Consider the following 21,587-nt stretch of genomic DNA (forward strand, 5'->3'; position numbering starts at 1 on the left):
GACGTGTGACCCCGCAGACGTGACCGACCCCGCAGACGTGTAACTACATTTTTGTATATTAGACAACTAACAACGCGCTACTGTCGAAAAATTTTCCGTCGCGCTCTAAATTTTCCGTAGTGCGCGGCGTAACATTTAGAAGAAGGTTCGGAAAAATATGGATAAATGGACGGAAGGCGAGATTCAGGCTAGAAAAAATATACCCGGGATATCGAAAAAGTATACGCTGTTATTAATTCTACTACTAATTGGGTTTGTCTTTGTATTTTACCTCTACTCATGTACTTGTTACTTAGGAGAATCGATTTGCCGAAAAAACGGTCAACTTATCGATAATAAGAACCCTCAAACAATGGATTTAAATTTCTCATTTCTCTCGATCCCCGGAAAGGTTGTTTATCCTTGGTCCTCGATAATGCTTAGGGAAGAAGGGAGTGTTAGGTTGAGCCTACTTATTGATAAGGACGGGCTTATAACGAGCAGTAAAGTAATTACTTCATCAGGATTTCCTTATCTTGATAAGGCAGCCCTAAACTCTATCTCTACATTTTCCGTAAACAAGGAAATTCTAGATGGAGAAAATGGCGAAGAAAGAACCATAAAAATTAATTTTGTTCTTTCAGATGAATAAAGATGCAAGAAGGTCAGCAACACAACCCAGATTCAACTTGTAAGTGCATATCTTGAAAGGGGTAGAAAAGGCGGCCAGTTGCCCGTAGGCTTCGCGCTTTTTCTCCGGCAAGAGATATACGATGAAGCACTACAAGCAACTGACCTATGAGCAAAGATGCCAGATTGAAGCGCACAGGGCATGGGGTCACGCACGGGCATGGGATCAGGCCTTACGCACGGGCATGGGTCAGGCCTGAATGGCACTGACTTAAGCGTAAGTGTTTGAAAAGTATAAAGAAAGGCTGGTTCCGTGATAAGCTAATTGCGACCAAACAAAACGCTAATCACGGAGGACCAGCCTACATGCATCCTAATAAGAAACATGCCAGCATTCAACGGTGTCGGATCAAGAAATGCGCAGAGCGTACCAATTCCTACGATTTCTTCAATTTACTGACAAGCAAGGAACTGTTCGAGATTGTTGAAGGGCTGCTTCCAGATCATCGTGAACGAACCTTTCCGCCCACAGAAACACTTTCCATGTTCCTGGCGCAAGCGATGCATGCCGATCGCTCCTGCCAGAATATTGTCAATCAAGCTGCCATAGCGCGCCTCACTGGCGACTTACCCCCGATCAGCACCGGTACCAGTGCCTACTGTAAAGCCCGCAAGAGGTTGCCACTAGAAATGATTTCCGAACTGGTTCGGTTCACCGGTAAGCTGACAAGCGCTACGGCCTCTGATCACTGGAAATGGCGAGGACGGCCAGTGAAACTGATAGATGGAACTACGACGACAATGCCGGACACAGTGGAAAACCAAAAGGTTTTCCCCCAGCAGCAGGCCCAAGCCCCAGGGCTTGGTTTTCCGATCTGTCGTATCGTCGGAGTTGTATGCCTGGGCAGCGGGACCATTTTGGATGCTGGCATAGGTCCTTATCGCGGCAAGGGAAGCGGAGAACAGTCGCTTCTACGGTCGATAATCGGTTGCTTTGAGGAAGGTGATGTTGCCATAGGAGACGCTTGTTATCCCAGCTATTTCCTGCTTGCAGAGCTTGTATCGAAGGGAGTTGACTGCATCTTTGAACAAAATGGGATGCGTAAAAAGTTGACTGACTTTCGTAAAGGAAAAAGGCTTGGCCCAAAAGATCACTTGGTCACTTATTGTAAGCCGAAGCAAAAACCGAATTGGATGACAGAAGATTCCTATCGTGCTGCGCCGGACTCCGTTACTATGCGTGAGATCAAGGTCGGCGGAAAAATTTTGGTTACAACCTTTCTCTCTGAAGGCGATGCACCAAGGAAAGCAATAAAGGATTTATACAAAAGCCGCTGGCATATTGAGCTTGATTTTCGCAACATAAAGACCACACTCGGCATGGAAATTTTAAGCTGTAAGACTCCAGACATGGTCATCAAGGAAATCTGGGTCTATTTTCTGGCGCACAATCTGATCAGAACAATAATGGCTGAGGCGGCATCCCTATCAGAAATTCTTCCTCGCCAACTGAGCTTCAAGCACTGTCTACAGCTGTGGCAGGCATGCCGTCAGCGCTCTTTTGATATCAGCGACAATGAGAAGTTGTTAGTGCTGTTGCATATGATTGCAAAAAATATCGTCGGTAACCGACCTGGCAGGATTGAGCCACGAGCGATAAAGCGACGACCAAAGCCTTATTCGCTCCTGATGCTGCCGCGAGAACAAGCGAGGGCGTATGTGAGAAAACATGGGCACCCTCCAAAGCAGCGGATGGGGCTGGCCGCATAAAATGTGCCGCACACTCAATAACTTACGCTTAAGTCAGTGCCATTCGGGTCAGGCCTTATAATTCACACAGTACGTGTAAAATGTAAGGCCCGAATGGCACCTTCACCTTGACCCGAATGGCTGTGTCGGTCAGCACCCGGCCAAGGACGTGACCGCGCTGACGCCCCGCGTCTGGAACGAAAAGTTTGCTGACAAGCCTCTGCGATCAGACATCTACGGCTGGGGCAATGATGCCGCAGAATGAGCGGTTGCACGCAGAATGACTCTGGCGTTCCGATGGTAGTTAGTTCAGACTCTGCAGTCTTTTGCAGCTTTGAAAGGGATCAATTCTGAATGCGGATCGCGATTTCGATAATAATCCTCTCCACCATGGGGTGTGCAACCTATAACCCGACCATGAACTTCACTCGAGACGATTTGCCTGAAGACGCGCAGGATGCGCTGTTTGCGCAGGACAAGGGCGAATGTGTGGATGCAACCCTCTCCGTATTCGGGGAAAGCCCGGTTTACGGTGTGTATTCAGAACCCTACAGGGGCCACGATGGCGGGTACTACTCAGTTATTGCGAGCACCAATAGAAGCTCCCAGCTGCAGAAGTATATGAAAGATACAGCATCTCTCAACAAGGTTAAAATCCAGCGCGACACCATGTACCTCCAGTGTATGGAGACGCGCGGGTGGCGTAAAACAGGCATCTGACCCCCGTAGCTGTTGCTCGTTCGGGCACGGAAAGGGGAAAAACGGGATTAAAAATGGGGGCGTATTAGGACAGCGACGCCAGCTTTATGGTTCGCAAGTACGGCTTTAACCCTGACGCGAAAGACGTCTCCTATGTCCTCAGATTGAAAAAAGGCGCCAGGGGCACCTTGGTAACGCGTTGATAGGGTCGGACTCGATAGATCGGGAAGGGGGAGGTTTTCCTTGACCGACTCACTTGGGAGACGCCACCCGAAAGAGTGGCTCATGCCTAGAACTGTCGTGTTATGCGGGCGGGTAAAGGAAAATCAGGAGATTTCCAATTCTCCCCCGTTAACAACCCATTCAACTGAAACATCGAGAGTCTCAGCAAAAGCCGATAGCTCGTAAACGTACATATTGCGTTCGCCTCGCTCAATTTTTCCCAACGTCGATTGATTCATATCAATACCGTATTCCTGAAGAGCTATCGCAAGATCGATCTGACGCATATTCTTTCTCAAACGGGCCATTTTTATTCGCTTGCCGAACTGCGTTTTGTCCATAGCCTGTCCTCGGGGGATTTGATCAGGCCACTTTTTACCATCTTCAGACAATCGATACTTGATATATTAGACTTTAATAGTCTAAAATAGACTATTAAGATCAATAAATAACACTTATCTCCTTAAAAAGGCGCGGCAAGGAGGAGCTATGTATAAACCGGAGTTAGAGCCTATAACGGAAGAGTCTCTGATATCTCATGATATGTTGCATCTTTATGATGAGGTCGCCGAGTTCAATGATTACTGTGCATTTTTATGCGATGCAGTTGCATGCTTGGTCGTAGAAAGTGATTGTATCGATAAGGCCACCGCTCACGGGCTTGGTCGATTTTCGGATGATATAAAACGGGGGATGGATGCGCTTAAGTCAAAGTTGAGGCAGATCCATGAAAAGGAATATACTCATCGTCAAACTTCAAAAAAGGCTGCCCTTTGCCCTGAAGACACCCCTTAGCGACAACTACGACGTTTTCGAAATCGCTCGGAGCGAACTCCTTGTTGAATTCGGAAATGGACTAAGCTTTGCGTGGCACACTCATTTTCTGCTGGCTCATGCAGCTGGAATGTATAACCAGTATTCTGCGTAAATGACGATACGGTGCAATAGCAGTGGCGCGAAAAGCTTTTTCTTTGGTGGGTGCTAGAGTTCCTAGAGTTCGCTATAACCTTGACGTGTCGGGGGGTTGAGGGCATTCTGTGTGAAATTTCACTAGAAGATATCGGCTTGGGAGGAAGTGGCCTATATATAAATAAATGTTAGGCTCTATCTCTCTAAGGCTTTAACCATGCGACTATTTTCTTACACCATACCTTTTGATGCAGGATCGGCTCCAAACCCTTATTGGAATCTGTGTACATTAACGATTTGTAAGCCAGTAATACGACGCGTCGCCGAAATAGGTGATTGGCTGGTAGGCTTGCGGAGTGACAGTGTTGTTTACGCTATGAAAGTAACTGATAAGAGGAGTCTTGCTGATCACGATAAATTTTGCCGCTCCAACCTGGTAGGGAAAATTCCATTATGGTCATCAAAAGATTACCGTAGGAAGGTAGGTGATTGCATATATGACTACTCTAATGGCGGGAACCCAGTTCTTAGAGAAAGTGTTCACGACCACGGCAATATACCTACTGATCTGGGTGGAAGATTTTCGCTAATGTCTGAGGATTTTTATTACTTCGGTAAAGATGCTATTCCCCTGCCTTGTGAGTTATTGCCTATAGTGCATAAACGAGGACACAGATCCAATGCAAATGCACCTTACCTAGATAGCTTTATAAGTTGGATACGTGGACATGAACACGCACATAACCAAGTTATCGCGGATCCACACATGAAAGAACAAATGGTAGATCAATCTTGCCACTCATCTTGCTCTCAACAAGATAGAATCGCTGCTGAGGAAGATGAAAGACAGTTTCAGTGTGAAAGAGCCTAACAAGAAAATTATGTCACAGCGCAATCGCTGCTGGGGCCTCCATTACGGCACGTCGCGCCTTCACTACAGCTCCATATTTGGGGCGTTAGCTGTAGAGTGAGTGTTGTGAAACATATACTTACAATATTGTCCATACTTCTATCCGCTTGTGCTGCGGCTCCGGCTTCACAGGACAGGCAGCCTATCCACTATGATACTGGCTCATCGTCTGACGAAGATGATCACACCTATTCGATTGAGACAGACAGCGAAGAGACGATTAGTTTAAAAATCAGAATATCTAATGCTGCTGGTGATACTCTTTGCGATAAAGGCCATATCTACACTCAGGATACAATTTCAGCTACTGACCCTGCTAAAAGGAACTTCAGTTTCAGTCGTAAAGGCTCGCCAAACATAGCTCTCTATGAATGGCATCTGTGCTTTATTAAAGATGGAGTGGTGTACAGAGGGTGGCGAGGCTTTGATCCTGGTCCGAATACTGTTCTAAAAGTCAAGCTTTATTTCGACAGAGCAGCTATCTGTCAAAAATACAGATAGATATATGTGCAAAACAAATATCGTTACACACTTGGAAGAGAATTATTCCGAGTCCGCGCAATATTGCTGGAACGAGGATACTTGTCGCCGCTTCGAAAGTGGCAACGAATATAGTATGTTCTTGGCGAGAGGTGCAAAAAATGTCGCTCTATTTAAAACATCTGAACCTAAAGAAATAGTTACCTTGACAGTACCTTATGAGTATATTGGAGATAAGGCAGCAGAAGAATTGAAAATGGCATGGATTGGTGAGCAGGAAGAATATTGTTCAAAGGAGCCGGCACGATTTAAAAGCTGGTGTGAAGCCGAGTTGCTTGAGCTAAAAAGTTCACTCAACAACCATAATGAATGGAGGTATCGTTTAACTGAAAAGGCATTAACTGATAGCTTCCAGAAACTATCGGCTCAAAAAGTTATCTTTAAAGACACTAGTCATTTGGATTACACAACTACCTACAAATTCACGCCGCATGAATATAACGCTAACCAGGTGTTCTTTTATTCTATTGAGTGCCCAGCTAAACTACGAAAGCAAAAAGAAGCGATCTGCACATTGATTTTGAATCAGGCGTTCTATAGCGAGAATCCATCTGAATATTTTTATATAGAAAAAACATCCGATGTTGAGACGGCAATTTGGGCGTATGCAGCGCATAAGGATATTCCGGTAATTCCAGCAAATGATTGGATGGAGCGTTGGCTAGAACATCCGCATCGTGTCTCTACAGTTGAAATCGACGATGACATTGCCAAGTTCTCGTACCACTCAGGCGGATGTTGGCATCAAGTTTGGTATAGAATCGTTGGTAATAATGAGAAATTAGAATTCATTAAAACGACGGGCGGGTTTTGCGTTTAGGCACGGATTGTGGAGTAGATCCGCGCGGAAGAGAGTACAACCGAGGAATCGAGTTCGGGAAAACTGCACATCCGGGGCTGTGTCGGGGCCTTGGGTAGCCGGGGTTCCTACAGCAAGAACGTTCTCAATTAATGGCATCAAAAAGGAGTCGAAATGCAGCTTTCACATATTGAGACAATCAGTAAGTACGAAGAACTTGGACGTCAAGCGCGCGAAATGGCATCACGGAGTTTACCGAGGCACTTGCTTGGAAAAGTATGCCTTGAAGCTATAGATCACAAAGCACTTGCCGCATTTAGATCTATAGATCTTTCTCAAGAAAGAGTAGTGAGTTGGAATTGGAATTTTGCCAATCGCTACAAAATTTTCTATCCAAAAGCTTTTGACTTGTCTGTTTGGCATGGAAACACACTTTGCTCATTGACATTAGGTCGTCCAACCTACAAGGGAGCAGCCGTTCGGCTTGATTTCATAGAGCGCTTTAATAAGCACGTACTATTTGCCAATGACATGTTCCCTATATCCCTTTTAACATATGAAGCATACGCAAGACTTATTGGTGCTGCTCAAATTAGGATTATGGACCCGCTCAATGAAAGGTTGGTGAAATACTATTCATCCTATGGCGGGTTTGAGTATTGCAGATCAAGGCAAGGTGTTCCACATTATTTGGTGAAAAATATATGAATGATCAAGATAAATTAAAGAAAATAGAAGAAGAATTAAAGAAATCTTCTGAAGAGCTGTTTAAGCCTCGACCTAAAGATATTGAGGAGGAGCTGGATAAAAAAGATACATTCGGTTCTCCTGACAACCTCATAGATCGGAGCGATGAGGAAGAGTAAGTTAACCCGTCACTGTAAGGGACAGTCTGCTTTGTGCATATTTTATACAATCGCTACGCTCGAATTTTTGTATAAACGATACACAAAGCAAACGGCCATTAAGCTCAGTGTTAGCTTGAATAAAGAATAGTCGGGGCATGGGGTCAGGCCTGAATGGCACTGACTTAAGCGTAAGTGTTTGAAAAGTATAAAGAAAGGCTGGTTCCGTGATAAGCTAATTGCGACCAAACAAAACGCTAATCACGGAGGACCAGCCTACATGCATCCTAATAAGAAACATGCCAGCATTCAACGGTGTCGGATCAAGAAATGCGCAGAGCGTACCAATTCCTACGATTTCTTCAATTTACTGACAAGCAAGGAACTGTTCGAGATTGTTGAAGGGCTGCTTCCAGATCATCGTGAACGAACCTTTCCGCCCACAGAAACACTTTCCATGTTCCTGGCGCAAGCGATGCATGCCGATCGCTCCTGCCAGAATATTGTCAATCAAGCTGCCATAGCGCGCCTCACTGGCGACTTACCCCCGATCAGCACCGGTACCAGTGCCTACTGTAAAGCCCGCAAGAGGTTGCCACTAGAAATGATTTCCGAACTGGTTCGGTTCACCGGTAAGCTGACAAGCGCTACGGCCTCTGATCACTGGAAATGGCGAGGACGGCCAGTGAAACTGATAGATGGAACTACGACGACAATGCCGGACACAGTGGAAAACCAAAAGGTTTTCCCCCAGCAGCAGGCCCAAGCCCCAGGGCTTGGTTTTCCGATCTGTCGTATCGTCGGAGTTGTATGCCTGGGCAGCGGGACCATTTTGGATGCTGGCATAGGTCCTTATCGCGGCAAGGGAAGCGGAGAACAGTCGCTTCTACGGTCGATAATCGGTTGCTTTGAGGAAGGTGATGTTGCCATAGGAGACGCTTGTTATCCCAGCTATTTCCTGCTTGCAGAGCTTGTATCGAAGGGAGTTGACTGCATCTTTGAACAAAATGGGATGCGTAAAAAGTTGACTGACTTTCGTAAAGGAAAAAGGCTTGGCCCAAAAGATCACTTGGTCACTTATTGTAAGCCGAAGCAAAAACCGAATTGGATGACAGAAGATTCCTATCGTGCTGCGCCGGACTCCGTTACTATGCGTGAGATCAAGGTCGGCGGAAAAATTTTGGTTACAACCTTTCTCTCTGAAGGCGATGCACCAAGGAAAGCAATAAAGGATTTATACAAAAGCCGCTGGCATATTGAGCTTGATTTTCGCAACATAAAGACCACACTCGGCATGGAAATTTTAAGCTGTAAGACTCCAGACATGGTCATCAAGGAAATCTGGGTCTATTTTCTGGCGCACAATCTGATCAGAACAATAATGGCTGAGGCGGCATCCCTATCAGAAATTCTTCCTCGCCAACTGAGCTTCAAGCACTGTCTACAGCTGTGGCAGGCATGCCGTCAGCGCTCTTTTGATATCAGCGACAATGAGAAGTTGTTAGTGCTGTTGCATATGATTGCAAAAAATATCGTCGGTAACCGACCTGGCAGGATTGAGCCACGAGCGATAAAGCGACGACCAAAGCCTTATTCGCTCCTGATGCTGCCGCGAGAACAAGCGAGGGCGTATGTGAGAAAACATGGGCACCCTCCAAAGCAGCGGATGGGGCTGGCCGCATAAAATGTGCCGCACACTCAATAACTTACGCTTAAGTCAGTGCCATTCATGTCTGACCCCGTCATACCGTCACCCGTAAAGGAAAAAACATGAGCTTCACTTTCAATGCCGCGGTTGCCGCATCGAATGGGATCACCATCACGGCCTCGATGGTTTGCTGTTGTGCGTACCTGTACAAGTATCGTTGGCGGGACCTCAAGGCGCGGCCCTTGATGGCCAGTACGCTGATTATCACACTGACGATTCTGATGTTTGTGCTCCAAGTGACTTACCCCAAGGTTCTCGAAGCTCTTCGCCTGAATGTAGATGATCTAGAAGCGGGAGAATGGTGGAGGCTTGTTACACCAATATTCGTGCAGGTGCATGGAGTGTTCCAGTTTTTTATCAACATGATATTCCTCGTCGTATTTCTACCCATGGCCGAGCGGATATATGGGTCAAGGATATGGTTCCTGTATCTCGTGCCGGGCGTGGTTGGCCAACTCGTGAATAGCGCGTGGAATCCAGGTGGAGGGGGCTCTTCTACCGCCGTCTTCGGTGTGATGGGATCAGTGCTGGTGTACGTATTGTGGTACCGAAAGAGCGCGCCGAAGCAGTATCCCATCTTCGCGGTTCTCGGCATTTTGGGCGCAGTGGTCATGATCTTCACGAACGACGGACATGGCCCTGGGTTGCTCACCGGTGCTGCGCTCGCAGCGCTGATCTGTTGGCTATCGCCTCCAGAACAGCCGAACAATGCGCTACAGGCGACGTGCGAGCGGAGGCATGGGGTCAGGCCGTACAATTCGCATAAGTTGGATTAGTTCAGCGGAAACAAGTCATCATTCACCAATCCGTTGCGAATTTGAGTACCGTTAGTGCCATTGAGGCCTGTCCCCGTCACCCCAACTCTCTCCTGTATAGGAGGCCGGCGATCACTTTGACCAAAAGCGGAAGTCACACATGAATCCCCTGTAACCTTGACGTGACAGGGGGTGCGGGCATTCTGTGCGAAATTTCACCAGAGATATCGGCCTGGGGCAAAGTGGCTGGGGGCCACTATATAAATGTTAGGCAGCGCAGGCGGCATGCCATCGCGGCCAGGGGAGGTCCGCTTTCGGCCCATTTTTGGATTCGCCCTCGGAGGACGGATTCATGGATATTCGAGTATATTCATCTTTCTATTCCGGAATGAATACGAAAGACTATGGTTAAATTCAGCCATAGGAGCAAGCAATGAACTTTGGGGAAAAGCTCAAGCAACTACGACAAGACCAAAATCTCACACAGCCACAGTTGGCCGAGGCGGTCGGGATTGAGCAGTCGTACCTGTCGAAGCTCGAGAATGGAAAATGCCTGCCTTCAAGTGATGTGTTCAGCCGAATCCTGGAGGTCTTTCGGCTCGGTGTGGGCGATTTCGTCGAGGACTTGAATCACCGGTCTCGGCTTCAGCTTCGCCAAATTCCAGAGGTGGCCCATCACTTTGATCAGCAGAAGCAACTCATCATCGGTAACCGCCGGCGGTGGTTGCTGGGCTCCGCCTTGTTACTCGCTATCGGAGCGGCGCTCATTTACAGTGGAGCCACGAAGCTTTTCGTACCCGCTATCGTCTACCAATATATGTCTCACGGAATTGTAGCGGAAGGGGAGCCCAAGGAACTGTTTTCGATCCTCGAGCTATCGTGTACCGGCTCAGCTTGTGAGAGACGGGCTTCTCTTGAGGAGAGGATCGACGAGGATTTTCTCACTACGCGCCGGTTTCGAGGTGACGTCTTCAACATACCAGTCGAAGGTGGTTCGCGCACGTACTACCGCAAGACCTCGCGCAGCACCGATCCGTGGCAAAACAAGGCTGTCGCAGCCTTCGGTGTTCTTTTGACCTTTCTTGGGCTCACCGGAATCGCTCTAGAGAAAAAGCTATCTCGGTTTGAATGAAGTGGTGTAGAAATTTGGTCGAAAGGAAGCTTTGGGAGGATCGCAATGACACGCGTATAACGCGTCGCTGCATTGCACGCAATTGACCCTATGGGGTGGCAAACTCCCAATCTGTGGTGGCCGCAAGATCGCTCATGGTGTGTGGCGACAGAGATCGACCTCAATACAACATACATAGGCGCGTCCAGTGACTGCGTTGCGGCTTTGCTGTCGACGCCAGAACTGGTAGCTGGCAGAGTCAGTTCGACTGAGGGTGTCGGCTATGCAAGCGACCCCTATAACGCCCCAGCACCACGTCCCTGAATTCCAATCTTTTAAATTACCGCACGAGAGTTGCGAACGGAGACGGTTGTGTAGGCCGTAATGCGGAGCTGGAGCTCCGCGGTCCCGGGGGCTACAGGCGGGAGACGCAGTGGTAGTAGAGTGTGATGTCTGGGCAGATAAGAGCTTTGCGTGGCGCAGTTATTTCTGCTGGTTCATAGGATTGGATGTATAACCAGTATTTTGCGCGCAAATAACGATACGGTGCAATAGCAGTGGCGCGAAAAACTTTCATGGTGGGTGCCTATCCTGGAGTTTGTAAGTATGTATTCCGAAGAAAATCTAGTAAATTCCTTCTACTGATTAAAGTTTCGCGGTTCATTCCGAGCCTGAAAATACGTATAACTTGTTGATCTGTAAGTAAAATGAAACACCATTGTAGCTACGATGTTCCATCGGATACTGAAGAGGCTGGCTGGATCGCAACCGGATTGGGACGGTTTGAGGAACACGCTGTAACGTCGATTGTTCCCGCCGGTTTTCCTGCTTATGTGCGGGTCTTCCACCCTGCGTACATTGGCCGTGGGAACAAGAAGCAGGTTGTGCGATGGGCACAGATCGTCGCAGCGAACGGCCAGCAAGCCAGCCCGCAAATGCAGTTGTGTTCCCTGACTGGCAACTATAAGCAAAACTATCGCGATCAGCCCGGAGTTTTCGACGAACCACCGGAAGTGGGCACGTTACCGCCGGACCTGGCCGCCGACTTGGTGAACGTATTGTCTCAACACACGAGTACAGCAACGGAATGCTGGTTTGGCTTCTGGGAGGGATTCGGCGGATTGCCCCGCTGGGTACAACAAGCCCCCATTTTTGCCGTGCCACAACGTCGCTACCATCTGTTATTCGGCCCAGCTACCGCTGCAGGCGAATCAATTGACCCTATGTGGTGGCAAACTCCCAATCTGTGGTGGCCGCAAGATCGCTCATGGTGTGTGGCGACAGAGATCGACCTCAATACAACATACATAGGCGCGTCCAGTGACTGCGTTGCGGCTCTGCTGTCGACGCCAGAATTGGAAGCTGGCAGAGTCAGTCCGACTGATGGTATCGACTATGCAAGTGACCCCTATAACGCCCCAGCACCGCATCCCTGAATTCCAATCTTTTAAATTACCGCACGAGAGTTGCGAACGGAGACGGTTGTGTAGGCCGCAATGCGGAGCTGGAGCTCCGCGGTCCCGGGGGCTACAGGAGGGAGACACAATGGTAGTAGAGTGTGGTGTCTGGGCAGATAAGAGCTTTGCGTGGCGCAGTTATTTTCTTCTGGCTCATATAGCTGGATGTATAACCATTTTTCTGCGCAAATGACGATACGATGCAATAGTGGTGGCGCGAAAAGCTCTTTTTGGTGTGGATGTCCTGGAGTTTGTTCATTGGTGTCCTAGAGTCTCTAGGGTGGGTATCCTGGAGTTTAGAGTTTGACTGCTGCGCTACGGGCAAAGTGCCATTAGCAAGTCCAGCGCGGCGCCGTCCACAACCCGGTCAGGCAGTACGCTCTGACACTGCGCGTCTCCTCGGACAGCCTACGCTGGCAAGAAGCACTATGGAATGGCATGGAAATCAGCTATGAAATACAAAATAACCTGGGAAAAGAAATTAGTATGTGTCGATTACTTTGGTAACGTGACAAACAAAGATATTCAAGAGGCCCATTTTGAATTAAATGGTGATGATCGTTTTTATAGTTGTGATTATTTGATTTTAAATGCTAGTGAATGTGATTTAAGTGCTGTATCTGTTCCAAATCTGTTTCTGGTAATTGCCACTGATTTAGGGGCGACAAAAACAAATCAAACCCTAAAAGTTGCTATGGTAACTACTAGTTCGATAAATATCGAAAAGATTAGCGAATATATAGAAAGAAACAGGGCTCTTAATACGCCATGGGAGTTCAGAATACTACCTTCAGTTAAAGAGGCAAAGGAGTGGTTTGGCGTTTAACAAGTTTGTGAACTCCGTTTTCGGATGGGCAGGGTGGTCATAGGCCGCCGTGCGGAGCTGGAGCTCCGCGGTCCCGGGGGACTATAAGGAGGTTGCTTCCGCTTTCCCTTCCAACGCTCGCTTGCGGTACTCGCTGGGCGATATCCCCACCAGCCGGCTGAAGAAGCGATGGAATGCCGATTTACTGTTGAAGCCGGATTCCAGCAGTACGTCCAGTACCGTCATCTCTGCCTTGCTCTCGTCCGCCAGCAGGGCCTTGGCTTCTTCCACCCGGTAGGAGTTGATAAATTCGAAGAAGTTGGTGCCGAAGTGTTTGTTGATCACCGCGGAGACTTCCTTGGCGGGCAGGCCGACGCGTTCTGAGAATTGCTCCAAATTGAGATTTTTCTTCAGGTACAGCTTGTCCACTTCCACGGCCCGCTGGACCAGGGCTATGGCCGCGCTCGAGGGGGCTTCGCTGTTTTCGGGTTCGCGGCTCTGCTGCGGGCGGGTGGCCAGGAGTTGGTGGGCGTAGGCCAGGCTGTAGGCGAAGAAGGCGTTGATCAGGATGAAGGTGACGTAGTTGTCGGCGATGCCCAGGTGGTCGGCGGTCTCCACCGAGGTGTATTTGGCGGCCACGTGCACGATCAGGGTCCAGCCCCAGCTCGCCAGTACGCCCAGGGTGAGTATGTTCAGCCAGCTGAGTTCGGTGGTGGAGAAGTGGGAGTATTCGTCCTTGAGCTCCGACTTGTAGCGGCGCACCAGCAATACCGCGGCCGCCGCGTAGGCGAGGGGGATCAGGGTGGCCAGGTCCCAGATGAAGCCCACCAGCTTTTCGGGGACCACTTGGTCGGGAGTGGTGATGTAACGCAGCTTGTCACTGGTGAGGTCGAAGAAGAAGATGTATGTCAGCAATGCCAGCGCGGGAATCAGGTGCAGGGCGTGCCGCCGTCGCAGGCGCAGGCCGCGCTGGGTGAGGGCGGTCACGTACAGGTAGATGGCCGGGCCCTTGAGCATGAGAGCGGCGAACAGGAAGTAGGGCAGCAGTTGGCCGGTTAGCGGGAGGGCCGGGATCTGGTCGTTCCACAGCAGCAGGGTGCAGGCGGAGGCGGTGGCTACGATCAGCAGGAAGGCGGTGAGCAGCAGGCCCTGGTTGCGCTCGCGGGCCGGCAGTACCAGTTGGAATACCGCCAGCAGCAGGCATTCGGCCGCCGTCATCAGCAGCACCACGTCGTGGATATTGAAGATATAGGCTTTCATCACCGACCGCCTCGTTATTGGAATTATGCGCGGGAGTATACCAGCCCCAGGTCCCGCTTTGCGCCGCGCAAACCGGGACACTCCAGTTTGCGCCCGGGGCCAATGTGGGGCGACGGGGTTGGCGGCGTCCCCGAAGATGTGCAGCTGCGGAAGCTTGAAGTCGCAAACAAAAAATAACGATGACACGGCGGATAAAGCGATGACTCAATACCCCAAGATGCGTTCCCTCAAGATGCTTTCCCGGCTGCTGCTGGGCGCAGCCCTGGCCTCGGCCTCCCCAACACAGGCGGATATTATTCCGGCCGGTGCCGGCAATATCAGCGATACCGTCAACCCGGCGGGTTACAAGTGCGTGGTGGATCACGGCACCTGGATTCACAACGCGGGAGTGGTGGAACCGAGCGTCAGTTCCTGCGATCCCATAGGCGCGCCTACGCCCCGCTACCCACAGCTGGTGGCGCCGGCCAGTAACAAGCCCACTATGACCCACCGCTGGTGGGGTTCCATTCCCTTCCTCGGTGCCATGCAGACCGGCAATTCCCAGGATGCGGCCTATATCACCCCGGACCCGATCAGCGCGCGCATCAGTGAGCGCGGGGCGCGCATTCTGTCCATCCCCGCGGGCCTGCAGACCCAGGATAACCAGACCATCTACCCGGTGCCGGACCCCTTCAGCGAGGTGTTCGACGGTATCGCCGTGGGCAACTCCGCTTACGGCAATATGCAGGCTTTTCTCAAGGACTACAGTGACGGCTCGGTGACCGTGCAGTGGCGCAGCGGCGCCACGCCGGTGATGGAGGCCACCTTTGTGCACGGCTCGCCCTTTGTGTACTTCACCGTGCTGGCCGGCAACCTGGTGCTGCGCACCAAGGCGGCGGACGGGCCGGAGAAAGGTTTGTTCCACCAGGGCGGAAACACGCTGGGCCTGTGGACCGATGTGGCGGGGGTGCGCAACCACTTCCTGGCCATCGGCGAGGGCGGTGTACAGTTCAACAATCCCGGCAGCTCCGAGATCACCGTGGCCAATAGCGGCCGCCTGACCATCGCCTGGCTGCCTGCCAGCGGCACGCCGGACAGTGGCATGATCCAGACTTTCGCCCAGTACGGCGCCCAGCCGGTGGATGAGCTGTTCATTGATTACGCGGTCAATCGCGGCAACAACTCGGTAACCGTTTCCCATCAGTACCGCTACCGGGGCGTGCCGGTCACCACCCTGGCCGGGTTGGCGCCGCTGCACTGGAAGAATTCCAGCCAGCCGCTTTCGGCCTACAAGGCGCGCAGTGCGCGCGGCATGCTGCGTTTTGCCGCAACCAGCCAGTTCAGCTATCAGTTGCCGTTTGTGGGCGTGCTGCCCTATTTCCCCGAAGATATCGGCGATTACGACACGAACCAGCTGCAGGCACTGGTAATGGAGTTTATCAACCGGGGGCAGGCAAACTGGAATACGGCCACGGACACCTACTGGGCCGGCAAGAATTACGGCAAGGTGGCGGAGCTGGCGGCCATCGCGCGCAGCAACGGCATGACTGCGCAGGCGGACCAGTTGATCAACTGGCTCAAAGCCGAATTGGAGGACTGGTTCCGCGCGAACACCAGCGGCGGGCTGGATATCAACAAGTACTTTGCCTACGACGGCAACTGGAACACGCTGCTGGGCATGGATGAGTCCTTCGGCGCGCACCAGCAGTTGAATGATCACCACTTCCACTACGGCTACTTCGTGCGCGCGGCGGCGGAAATCTGCCGCGTGGATCCGGGCTGGTGCGCACCGGGTGCCTGGGGATCGATGGTGGAACTCCTCATTCGCGACTACGCCGCCGGGCGTGGTGATGCCATGTTCCCCTACCTGCGCAATTTCGATCCGGCGAACGGCTTTTCCTGGGCCTCCGGCCACGCCAATTTCACTCTTGGCAACAACAACGAGTCCACCTCCGAGGCGGCCAATGCCTACGGCGCGATCGTCCTGTACGGGCTGATTACCGGTAACGACGAGTTGGTGGACCGCGGCATCTACCTGCACGCCTCCTCCTCCGCCGCCTACTGGGAGTACTGGAACAACCTGGACCGCTACCGCGGCCTGGGCGGTGACTACGACAACTTCTTCCCGGATTACGACAAGCTCACCACCTCCATCATCTGGGGCCAGGGGCATGTGTTCTCCACCTGGTTCAGCGGCGCCTACGCGCATATTCTCGGTATCCAGGGGTTGCCGCTGTCGCCGCTGGTGCTGCACATCGGCCAGCATCCGGATTACCTGCGGGACTATGTGACCCTGGGCATGACGGAGTCCGCCAATGGCAAGCCCTCGGGCCTGCCGGAGGACCAATGGCGCGATGTGTGGTGGAACATCTGGGCCATGACCGACGGCCAGGCGGCGGTCGATGATTTCAATACGATGAATTTCAACTACACGCCGGAGGCGGGCGAGACCAAGGCGCACACCTATCACTGGGTACACACCTACAAGCAACTGGGGCACCTGGCCAGCGGCGATGGTAGCTTGAGTGCGGACTACCCGGCGGCGCTGGCCTTCGACTACAACGGCCAGAAAACCTATCTGGCCTACAACTTCGGCAGCAGCGCGCGCACCGTGACTTTTTCCGACGGTGCCAGCTTCAGCGTGCCCGCCGGGCAGATGTCGGTAAACGGCGGAGGCCAGCAACCGCCGCCGGCGTTCGATCTGACCATCCAGGCCGAGGACTACACCGCGATGGCCGGGGTTCAGACCGAGGCAACTTCCGATGACGGCGGTGGTCTGAATGTGGGTTGGATAGACGCTGGCGATTGGATGGCCTACGCGAATGTGGAGATTCCGGAGGCGGGCGACTATCGGGTGGAATACCGTGTGGCCAGTGAAGCCAGCGGCGGCCGCCTGTCCCTGGATATGAATGCCGGGCAGACCGTGCTGGGAGAAGTGGATATTCCGGTGACCGGCGCCTGGCAGAGCTGGACCACGGTTCAACACACCGTCCAGTTGCCGGCGGGAAGCTACCAATTGGGCATTTTTGCGGCGCAGGGCGGCTGGAATATCAACTGGTTCCGCATTGTGAAAATATAAATAGATATTCAAACAATCGTCATTCCGGCGCAGGCCGGAATCCAGTGGCATTTCCCCTGGGCTCCGGCCTGCGCCGGAGTGACGACGATAGAGAGTAGGATGGGCAAAGCACAGCGTACCCATCAACGGGCCCGAGTAAAACAATAAACCTGGTGAAAGCAATGCAACTGGCAACCGTCGACCTACTGATTTTCATCGCCTATGTGGCCACCCTGGTCACCATTGGCTACCTGGTCTCCCGCGAGAAATCCGGTCACCAGAAAAATACCCAGGACTACTTCCTCGCCGGCAAGGGTCTGCCCTGGTGGGCCGTGGGCGCTTCGCTGATCGCCGCCAATATCTCCGCGGAACAGATCATCGGCATGTCCGGTTCCGGCTACGCCATCGGCCTGGCCATCGCCTCCTACGAGTGGATGGCGGCGATCACGCTTATCCTGGTGGGTAAGTACTTCCTCCCGGTGTTCGTGCGCAAGCAGATCTACACCATGCCCCAGTTCCTGGAGCAGCGTTACGACCACCGGGTGAAGGTGGTTCTAGCCATCTTCTGGCTGGGTGTTTATACCTTCGTGAACCTGACTGCGGTGCTGTGGCTGGGGGCCTTGGCGATCAATGCCATCGCCGGGGTGGAGCTGCTGTTCGGGCTGCTGTTCCTGGGGCTCTTCTCCGCGGCCTATTCCCTCTACGGCGGTCTCAAGGCGGTCGCGCTGACGGATATCATCCAGGTGGTGCTGCTGGTATTCGGCGGTTTGATGCTGTCCTACCTGGCCCTGGACCTGATCGGAGACGGCTCGGGCCCGCTCGCCGGCTTTGCCACCCTGGTGCAGCAGGCGCCGGAAAAGTTCGACATGATCCTCTCCAAAGACAACCCCCACTACGCCAGCCTGCCAGGGCTCTCGGTATTGGTCGGGGGTCTCTGGGTAATGAATTTCTCCTACTGGGGCTTCAACCAGTACATCGTGCAGCGGGCGCTGGCAGCCAAGAGCGTGGCCGAGGGCCAGAAGGGCATCGCCTTCGCCGCGTACCTGAAGCTGCTGATGCCCATTATTGTCGTGCTGCCGGGCATCGCCGCGGCGGTGTTGCTGCCGGACCTGGAGCGCCCGGACCAGGCCTACCCGGCGCTGATGAACCTGATGCCGGTGGGCTTCAAGGGCCTGGTGTTCGCGGCGCTGGTGGCGGCCATCGTGTCCTCCCTGGCCTCCATGACCAACAGCATCGCCACTATCTTTACCATGGATCTCTATTCCCGCTACCGGCCGCAGCAGAGTGAGCAGCACTATGTGCGCGTGGGCCGGCTGGCCAGCGCCCTCTCCCTGGTACTGGCGATGCTCTGCGCCCAGCCGCTGCTGGGCCAGTTCGAGCAGGCTTTCCAGTACATCCAGGAATTCACCGGCTTCTTCACCCCCGGCATCGTGGTGCTGTTCGTGCTCGGGGTCTTCTGGCCCAGGGCCACCGCCAACGGCGCGCTGACCGCGGCTATCGCCTCGGCGGTGCTATCGCTGGCCTGCTACCTGTGGTGGCCCGAACTGCCGTTTATCGACCGGGTGGGTCTGGTATTCCTGGTCTGTGGCCTGCTGGCCGTCGGCGTCTCCCTGTGGGAGGGGCGTGGCCGCGCGGTTACGGTGACGGCAGACGGGGCGGTGGCCCTGGGCGAGATCAATTTCTCCACGACCCAGGGTTTCAACCTGGCGGCGCTGGGCGTCACTCTGGTGCTGGTCGCGCTCTATGCGACCTGGTGGTAGCCGTCCGTTCCGACTTTCTTCTCTCCTTTTCTCCCATCTCCTGCCGGCTCCGCGCCGGCCTTTTTTATGGGGTTTCAGTCCTTGACTTTGAGCGCGCTCAAAGCCCTATGCTTCGGCTTACACGGATTCGGGGTGGGATCAATGAGCGGGATACTGACTATCCGGGAAGTGCAGGAACGAACGGGCATCAGCGCCCACGCGCTGCGCTACTACGAACGCATCGGCCTTATTACCGGCATCGGCCGGTCCGCCAATGGGCACCGCGTTTACACCAGTGACGACGTAGCCTGGATAGAAACGCTGAAGCTGTTGCGCAGTACCGGTATGCCGATACGGCGGGTGAAGGAACTGGACCGGCTGCGCAGGCAGGGTAACCGGGGTATCGAAGCGCGCATTGCCTATTTCGTTCAATACCGGGACGAGTTGCAGTGCGAGATTGAGAGTCGCCTGGCCGCAATAGCGACCATCGACAAGAAGATAGATCGCCACAGGAAAATGTTGGCGGAAATAAACGCAGCGGAGGATAGCGAATGAACCTGTCCGGACAAACCGCGATCGTCGTCGGCGCCAGCTCCGGCATGGGGTTGGCAACTGCCGCGCTGATCCACGCATCGGGTGGCGAAGTGGTGATGGTCGGCCGCGACGAAGAGCGGCTCTTTCGGAAAGCGCAGGAAATCGATGCCGGTCTCAATCGGGTCCGTTGTATCGCGGCCGATATGACGACTGGTGAAGGACGCAAGCGAATTCTGGATGGAGGCGGCCGCGCCGACCACCTGATCGTCACCGCCGCCGATCTCGCTTACATGCCGGTGGAGGCATTTACCGAGGCCGCGGCCTTGCAGGTAGTCCAGTCGAAAATCCTGGCGCCCTTCTTTCTCGCGCAGGGCGCCGCCGCGCGGCTGCGGGCCGGCGGGAGTATAACGCTGGTATCGGGCATTGCGGCGGAGCGCCCGATCCCCGGGGGGTGCCTGACGGGGGCCGTGAACGGCGCTATCAACGCCATGGTGCGCGGCCTGGCACTGGAGCTGGCGCCGATCCGGGTAAACGCGGTGTCGCCGGGATGGACGGATACGCCGATCTGGAAACACGTCATGTCGGAAGAGCGGAAAGCCGAGGCCTTTGCCGGCATGCGCGAGAGGATACCCGCAAGGCGCATCGGCCAGCCGGAGGATGTCGCCATGGCCATTATCGCCAGTGCTGCGAACCCGTTCGTCAGCGGCACAGTCTCCTACGTCGATGGAGGGCAGAGACTGGTGTAACCACCGGTTTCTTGCCTTACGAGCCGGTCAGTATCCGGCGAAAGGGGAAAGTCCATCCCCCGGGAACGGGGAGGAAAGGCGTCGGGCGGCAGGGGCTGGCTTTTTCTTATCCGAAACCGTAACTTATACCGCCACTTTTTGGGGTGCTTATTATAAATAAGGAATAAAGATGACGAGTATCGTAGCGGATATCGGCGGTACCAACGCCCGTTTTGCCGTAGCCCGGCAAACGGCGGAGGGCTATCAGCTGGAGTCGCTGAAGGTAGTGGACTGCAAGCAATTCGACGCTTTCGACGCCGCGCTGCACCACTGGATGGAAGGGCTGGACCAGCCGCGCCCGCAGCGGGCCTGCATTGCCGTGGCCGGCCCGGTGGACAAGACCGAAGCCGGCGGCCGGGTGAATATGACCAACCTGGGCTGGAACATCTGTGCCGAGGCGCTGCGCGACGAATTCAATCTCGATCACCTGGAACTGATCAACGACTTCGCGGCGCTGGCGCGTTCGCTGCCGCTGCTGGGCGGTGATGACTATCAGGTGCTGCGCGACGTGCCGCGGCTGCCGAATACGGCCATGGCGGTACTCGGCCCCGGCACCGGCCTGGGCGTCGCCGGGCTGGCGGTGGAGAACGGCCACTACCAGGTGCTGGCCGGCGAGGGCGGCCACGCCAACCTGGCCGCGGCCACGGAGCGGGAACTGCAGTTGCTGCAAGTCCTGCTCAAGACCCGCCAGCCGGTGTTCAACGAGTGGGTGCTATCCGGCAACGGCCTGGTCAACCTGTATCGCGCGGTTTGCGAGCTGAATGGCCGCAGCGCGGAGGACTACGCTCCCCCGGATATCAGCAACCGCGGCCTGGACGGGTCCGACCCCCTGTGCCGGGAGACCCTGCTCGATTTCCTCAACTTTCTGGGTAGCACCGCGGGCGACGTGGCCCTGTACCTGGGGGCGCGTGGCGGTGTTTTCATCGGCGGTGGTATATTGCCCCGTATTGCCGAGCTGCTGCCGGAGAGCCAGTTCGAGCAGCGCTTCCTCAATAAGGGGCGGGTGGAGAGCTGGATGGAAACGGTACCCCTCTATGCCCTCAAGGCCGGTTACCAGGCCCTGATTGGCGCTGCGGCGCATCTGGAAGACTGACAGGGATAAGGTAAAAAGGAG

At 53.5% G+C, this 21,587-nt stretch carries 21 protein-coding genes; 19 read left to right on the plus strand and 2 right to left on the minus strand.

What is annotated here, in order from left to right:
* Positions 1 to 157: 157 nt before the first annotated feature.
* The 3 genes from PP263_RS19135 (at position 158) to PP263_RS19145 (ending at position 3,078) form a co-directional block, all read left to right on the plus strand.
* A complete protein-coding gene (locus PP263_RS19135) occupies positions 158 to 631 on the plus strand; it encodes an energy transducer TonB (protein WP_308365553.1) in 474 nt (157 codons plus the stop codon).
* 344 nt (positions 632 to 975) lie between these two features.
* Positions 976 to 2,379, plus strand: a complete 1,404-nt coding sequence (locus PP263_RS19140) for an IS4 family transposase (protein ID WP_308368580.1) — start codon at positions 976 to 978, stop codon at positions 2,377 to 2,379.
* A gap of 333 nt (positions 2,380 to 2,712) precedes the next feature.
* A complete protein-coding gene (locus PP263_RS19145; protein ID WP_308365555.1) occupies positions 2,713 to 3,078 on the plus strand; it encodes a hypothetical protein in 366 nt (121 codons plus the stop codon).
* A gap of 305 nt (positions 3,079 to 3,383) precedes the next feature.
* Here PP263_RS19145 and PP263_RS19150 read toward each other — a convergent pair whose 3' ends face one another.
* Complete coding sequence (locus PP263_RS19150) at positions 3,384 to 3,620, minus strand: helix-turn-helix transcriptional regulator (RefSeq protein WP_308365556.1); 237 nt, start codon at positions 3,618 to 3,620, stop codon at positions 3,384 to 3,386.
* Positions 3,621 to 3,768: 148 nt separating this feature from the next.
* Between PP263_RS19150 and PP263_RS19155 the strand changes: the two genes are divergently transcribed.
* The 11 genes from PP263_RS19155 (at position 3,769) to PP263_RS19205 (ending at position 13,139) form a co-directional block, all read left to right on the plus strand.
* The gene (locus tag PP263_RS19155; RefSeq protein ID WP_308365557.1) at positions 3,769 to 4,074 is read left to right on the plus strand and encodes a hypothetical protein; all 306 of its coding nucleotides are present in this window, start codon (positions 3,769 to 3,771) and stop codon (positions 4,072 to 4,074) included.
* Between the two features lie 331 nt (positions 4,075 to 4,405).
* On the plus strand, positions 4,406 to 5,059 hold the full coding sequence (locus tag PP263_RS19160) for a hypothetical protein (protein WP_308365558.1): 654 nt from the start codon (positions 4,406 to 4,408) through the stop codon (positions 5,057 to 5,059).
* Between the two features lie 105 nt (positions 5,060 to 5,164).
* Positions 5,165 to 5,599 (plus strand): hypothetical protein, encoded by a 435-nt coding sequence (locus tag PP263_RS19165; protein WP_308365559.1) that lies wholly within the window; start codon positions 5,165 to 5,167, stop codon positions 5,597 to 5,599.
* A 115-nt stretch (positions 5,600 to 5,714) separates the two neighbouring features.
* Positions 5,715 to 6,458, plus strand: a complete 744-nt coding sequence (locus PP263_RS19170) for a hypothetical protein (RefSeq protein ID WP_308365560.1) — start codon at positions 5,715 to 5,717, stop codon at positions 6,456 to 6,458.
* 153 nt (positions 6,459 to 6,611) lie between these two features.
* Positions 6,612 to 7,145, plus strand: coding sequence for a hypothetical protein (locus tag PP263_RS19175; protein WP_308365562.1), 534 nt, complete (start codon positions 6,612 to 6,614; stop codon positions 7,143 to 7,145).
* Positions 7,142 to 7,303: a hypothetical protein gene (locus PP263_RS19180; protein ID WP_308365564.1), complete on the plus strand. Its 162-nt coding sequence runs from the start codon at positions 7,142 to 7,144 to the stop codon at positions 7,301 to 7,303. The genes PP263_RS19175 and PP263_RS19180 overlap by 4 nt, the downstream gene beginning before the upstream one ends.
* A 259-nt stretch (positions 7,304 to 7,562) precedes the next feature.
* Positions 7,563 to 8,966: an IS4 family transposase gene (locus PP263_RS19185; protein WP_308368580.1), complete on the plus strand. Its 1,404-nt coding sequence runs from the start codon at positions 7,563 to 7,565 to the stop codon at positions 8,964 to 8,966.
* An 86-nt stretch (positions 8,967 to 9,052) separates the two neighbouring features.
* Complete coding sequence (locus PP263_RS19190; RefSeq protein WP_308365565.1) at positions 9,053 to 9,766, plus strand: rhomboid family intramembrane serine protease; 714 nt, start codon at positions 9,053 to 9,055, stop codon at positions 9,764 to 9,766.
* Between the two features lie 412 nt (positions 9,767 to 10,178).
* Positions 10,179 to 10,877 (plus strand): helix-turn-helix transcriptional regulator, encoded by a 699-nt coding sequence (locus PP263_RS19195; protein ID WP_308365566.1) that lies wholly within the window; start codon positions 10,179 to 10,181, stop codon positions 10,875 to 10,877.
* A gap of 686 nt (positions 10,878 to 11,563) precedes the next feature.
* Positions 11,564 to 12,292 carry a hypothetical protein gene (locus PP263_RS19200; RefSeq protein WP_308365568.1) on the plus strand — a complete coding sequence of 243 codons (729 nt, stop codon included), beginning with the start codon at positions 11,564 to 11,566 and terminating at the stop codon, positions 12,290 to 12,292.
* Between the two features lie 472 nt (positions 12,293 to 12,764).
* Positions 12,765 to 13,139 (plus strand): hypothetical protein, encoded by a 375-nt coding sequence (locus PP263_RS19205; protein WP_308365570.1) that lies wholly within the window; start codon positions 12,765 to 12,767, stop codon positions 13,137 to 13,139.
* Between the two features lie 81 nt (positions 13,140 to 13,220).
* Here the strand turns inward: PP263_RS19205 and PP263_RS19210 are convergent, their stop codons facing one another.
* The gene (locus PP263_RS19210; protein WP_308365573.1) at positions 13,221 to 14,378 is read right to left on the minus strand and encodes a helix-turn-helix domain-containing protein; all 1,158 of its coding nucleotides are present in this window, start codon (positions 14,376 to 14,378) and stop codon (positions 13,221 to 13,223) included.
* A 199-nt stretch (positions 14,379 to 14,577) separates the two neighbouring features.
* On the opposite strand from PP263_RS19210, the gene PP263_RS19215 reads away from it, so the two are divergent.
* The 5 genes from PP263_RS19215 (at position 14,578) to glk (ending at position 21,566) form a co-directional block, all read left to right on the plus strand.
* Positions 14,578 to 17,436: a glycosyl hydrolase gene (locus tag PP263_RS19215; RefSeq protein WP_308365574.1), complete on the plus strand. Its 2,859-nt coding sequence runs from the start codon at positions 14,578 to 14,580 to the stop codon at positions 17,434 to 17,436.
* A 161-nt stretch (positions 17,437 to 17,597) separates the two neighbouring features.
* Positions 17,598 to 19,175, plus strand: coding sequence for a sodium/sugar symporter (locus PP263_RS19220; protein WP_308365575.1), 1,578 nt, complete (start codon positions 17,598 to 17,600; stop codon positions 19,173 to 19,175).
* A 141-nt stretch (positions 19,176 to 19,316) separates the two neighbouring features.
* On the plus strand, positions 19,317 to 19,709 hold the full coding sequence (locus PP263_RS19225) for a MerR family transcriptional regulator (RefSeq protein WP_308365576.1): 393 nt from the start codon (positions 19,317 to 19,319) through the stop codon (positions 19,707 to 19,709).
* Positions 19,706 to 20,434, plus strand: a complete 729-nt coding sequence (locus PP263_RS19230; protein ID WP_308365578.1) for an SDR family oxidoreductase — start codon at positions 19,706 to 19,708, stop codon at positions 20,432 to 20,434. Before PP263_RS19225 ends, PP263_RS19230 begins: the two co-directional genes overlap by 4 nt.
* 169 nt (positions 20,435 to 20,603) lie before the next feature.
* Positions 20,604 to 21,566, plus strand: a complete 963-nt coding sequence (gene glk, locus PP263_RS19235) for a glucokinase (protein WP_308365579.1) — start codon at positions 20,604 to 20,606, stop codon at positions 21,564 to 21,566.
* The last annotated feature ends 21 nt before the right edge of the window (positions 21,567 to 21,587 follow it).

This window comes from Microbulbifer sp. TB1203 (assembly GCF_030997045.1).
In the GTDB taxonomy this organism is placed as follows: domain Bacteria; phylum Pseudomonadota; class Gammaproteobacteria; order Pseudomonadales; family Cellvibrionaceae; genus Microbulbifer.

What these genes read in the sequence shown, in the direction of transcription:
- PP263_RS19195 (WP_308365566.1), top strand. Translation starts at nt 10,179, where the DNA reads ATGAACTTTGGGGAAAAGCTCAAGCAACTACGACAAGACCAAAATCTC.
- PP263_RS19190 (WP_308365565.1), top strand. Translation starts at nt 9,053, where the DNA reads ATGAGCTTCACTTTCAATGCCGCGGTTGCCGCATCGAATGGGATCACC.
- PP263_RS19145 (WP_308365555.1), top strand. Translation starts at nt 2,713, where the DNA reads ATGCGGATCGCGATTTCGATAATAATCCTCTCCACCATGGGGTGTGCA.
- PP263_RS19230 (WP_308365578.1), top strand. Translation starts at nt 19,706, where the DNA reads ATGAACCTGTCCGGACAAACCGCGATCGTCGTCGGCGCCAGCTCCGGC.
- PP263_RS19175 (WP_308365562.1), top strand. Translation starts at nt 6,612, where the DNA reads ATGCAGCTTTCACATATTGAGACAATCAGTAAGTACGAAGAACTTGGA.
- PP263_RS19215 (WP_308365574.1), top strand. Translation starts at nt 14,578, where the DNA reads ATGACTCAATACCCCAAGATGCGTTCCCTCAAGATGCTTTCCCGGCTG.
- PP263_RS19205 (WP_308365570.1), top strand. Translation starts at nt 12,765, where the DNA reads ATGAAATACAAAATAACCTGGGAAAAGAAATTAGTATGTGTCGATTAC.
- PP263_RS19220 (WP_308365575.1), top strand. Translation starts at nt 17,598, where the DNA reads ATGCAACTGGCAACCGTCGACCTACTGATTTTCATCGCCTATGTGGCC.
- PP263_RS19185 (WP_308368580.1), top strand. Translation starts at nt 7,563, where the DNA reads ATGCATCCTAATAAGAAACATGCCAGCATTCAACGGTGTCGGATCAAG.
- PP263_RS19210 (WP_308365573.1), bottom strand. Translation starts at nt 14,378, where the DNA reads ATGAAAGCCTATATCTTCAATATCCACGACGTGGTGCTGCTGATGACG.
- PP263_RS19155 (WP_308365557.1), top strand. Translation starts at nt 3,769, where the DNA reads ATGTATAAACCGGAGTTAGAGCCTATAACGGAAGAGTCTCTGATATCT.
- PP263_RS19180 (WP_308365564.1), top strand. Translation starts at nt 7,142, where the DNA reads ATGAATGATCAAGATAAATTAAAGAAAATAGAAGAAGAATTAAAGAAA.
- PP263_RS19140 (WP_308368580.1), top strand. Translation starts at nt 976, where the DNA reads ATGCATCCTAATAAGAAACATGCCAGCATTCAACGGTGTCGGATCAAG.
- PP263_RS19200 (WP_308365568.1), top strand. Translation starts at nt 11,564, where the DNA reads ATGAAACACCATTGTAGCTACGATGTTCCATCGGATACTGAAGAGGCT.
- PP263_RS19135 (WP_308365553.1), top strand. Translation starts at nt 158, where the DNA reads ATGGATAAATGGACGGAAGGCGAGATTCAGGCTAGAAAAAATATACCC.
- PP263_RS19150 (WP_308365556.1), bottom strand. Translation starts at nt 3,620, where the DNA reads ATGGACAAAACGCAGTTCGGCAAGCGAATAAAAATGGCCCGTTTGAGA.
- PP263_RS19170 (WP_308365560.1), top strand. Translation starts at nt 5,715, where the DNA reads ATGTTCTTGGCGAGAGGTGCAAAAAATGTCGCTCTATTTAAAACATCT.
- glk (WP_308365579.1), top strand. Translation starts at nt 20,604, where the DNA reads ATGACGAGTATCGTAGCGGATATCGGCGGTACCAACGCCCGTTTTGCC.
- PP263_RS19225 (WP_308365576.1), top strand. Translation starts at nt 19,317, where the DNA reads ATGAGCGGGATACTGACTATCCGGGAAGTGCAGGAACGAACGGGCATC.
- PP263_RS19160 (WP_308365558.1), top strand. Translation starts at nt 4,406, where the DNA reads ATGCGACTATTTTCTTACACCATACCTTTTGATGCAGGATCGGCTCCA.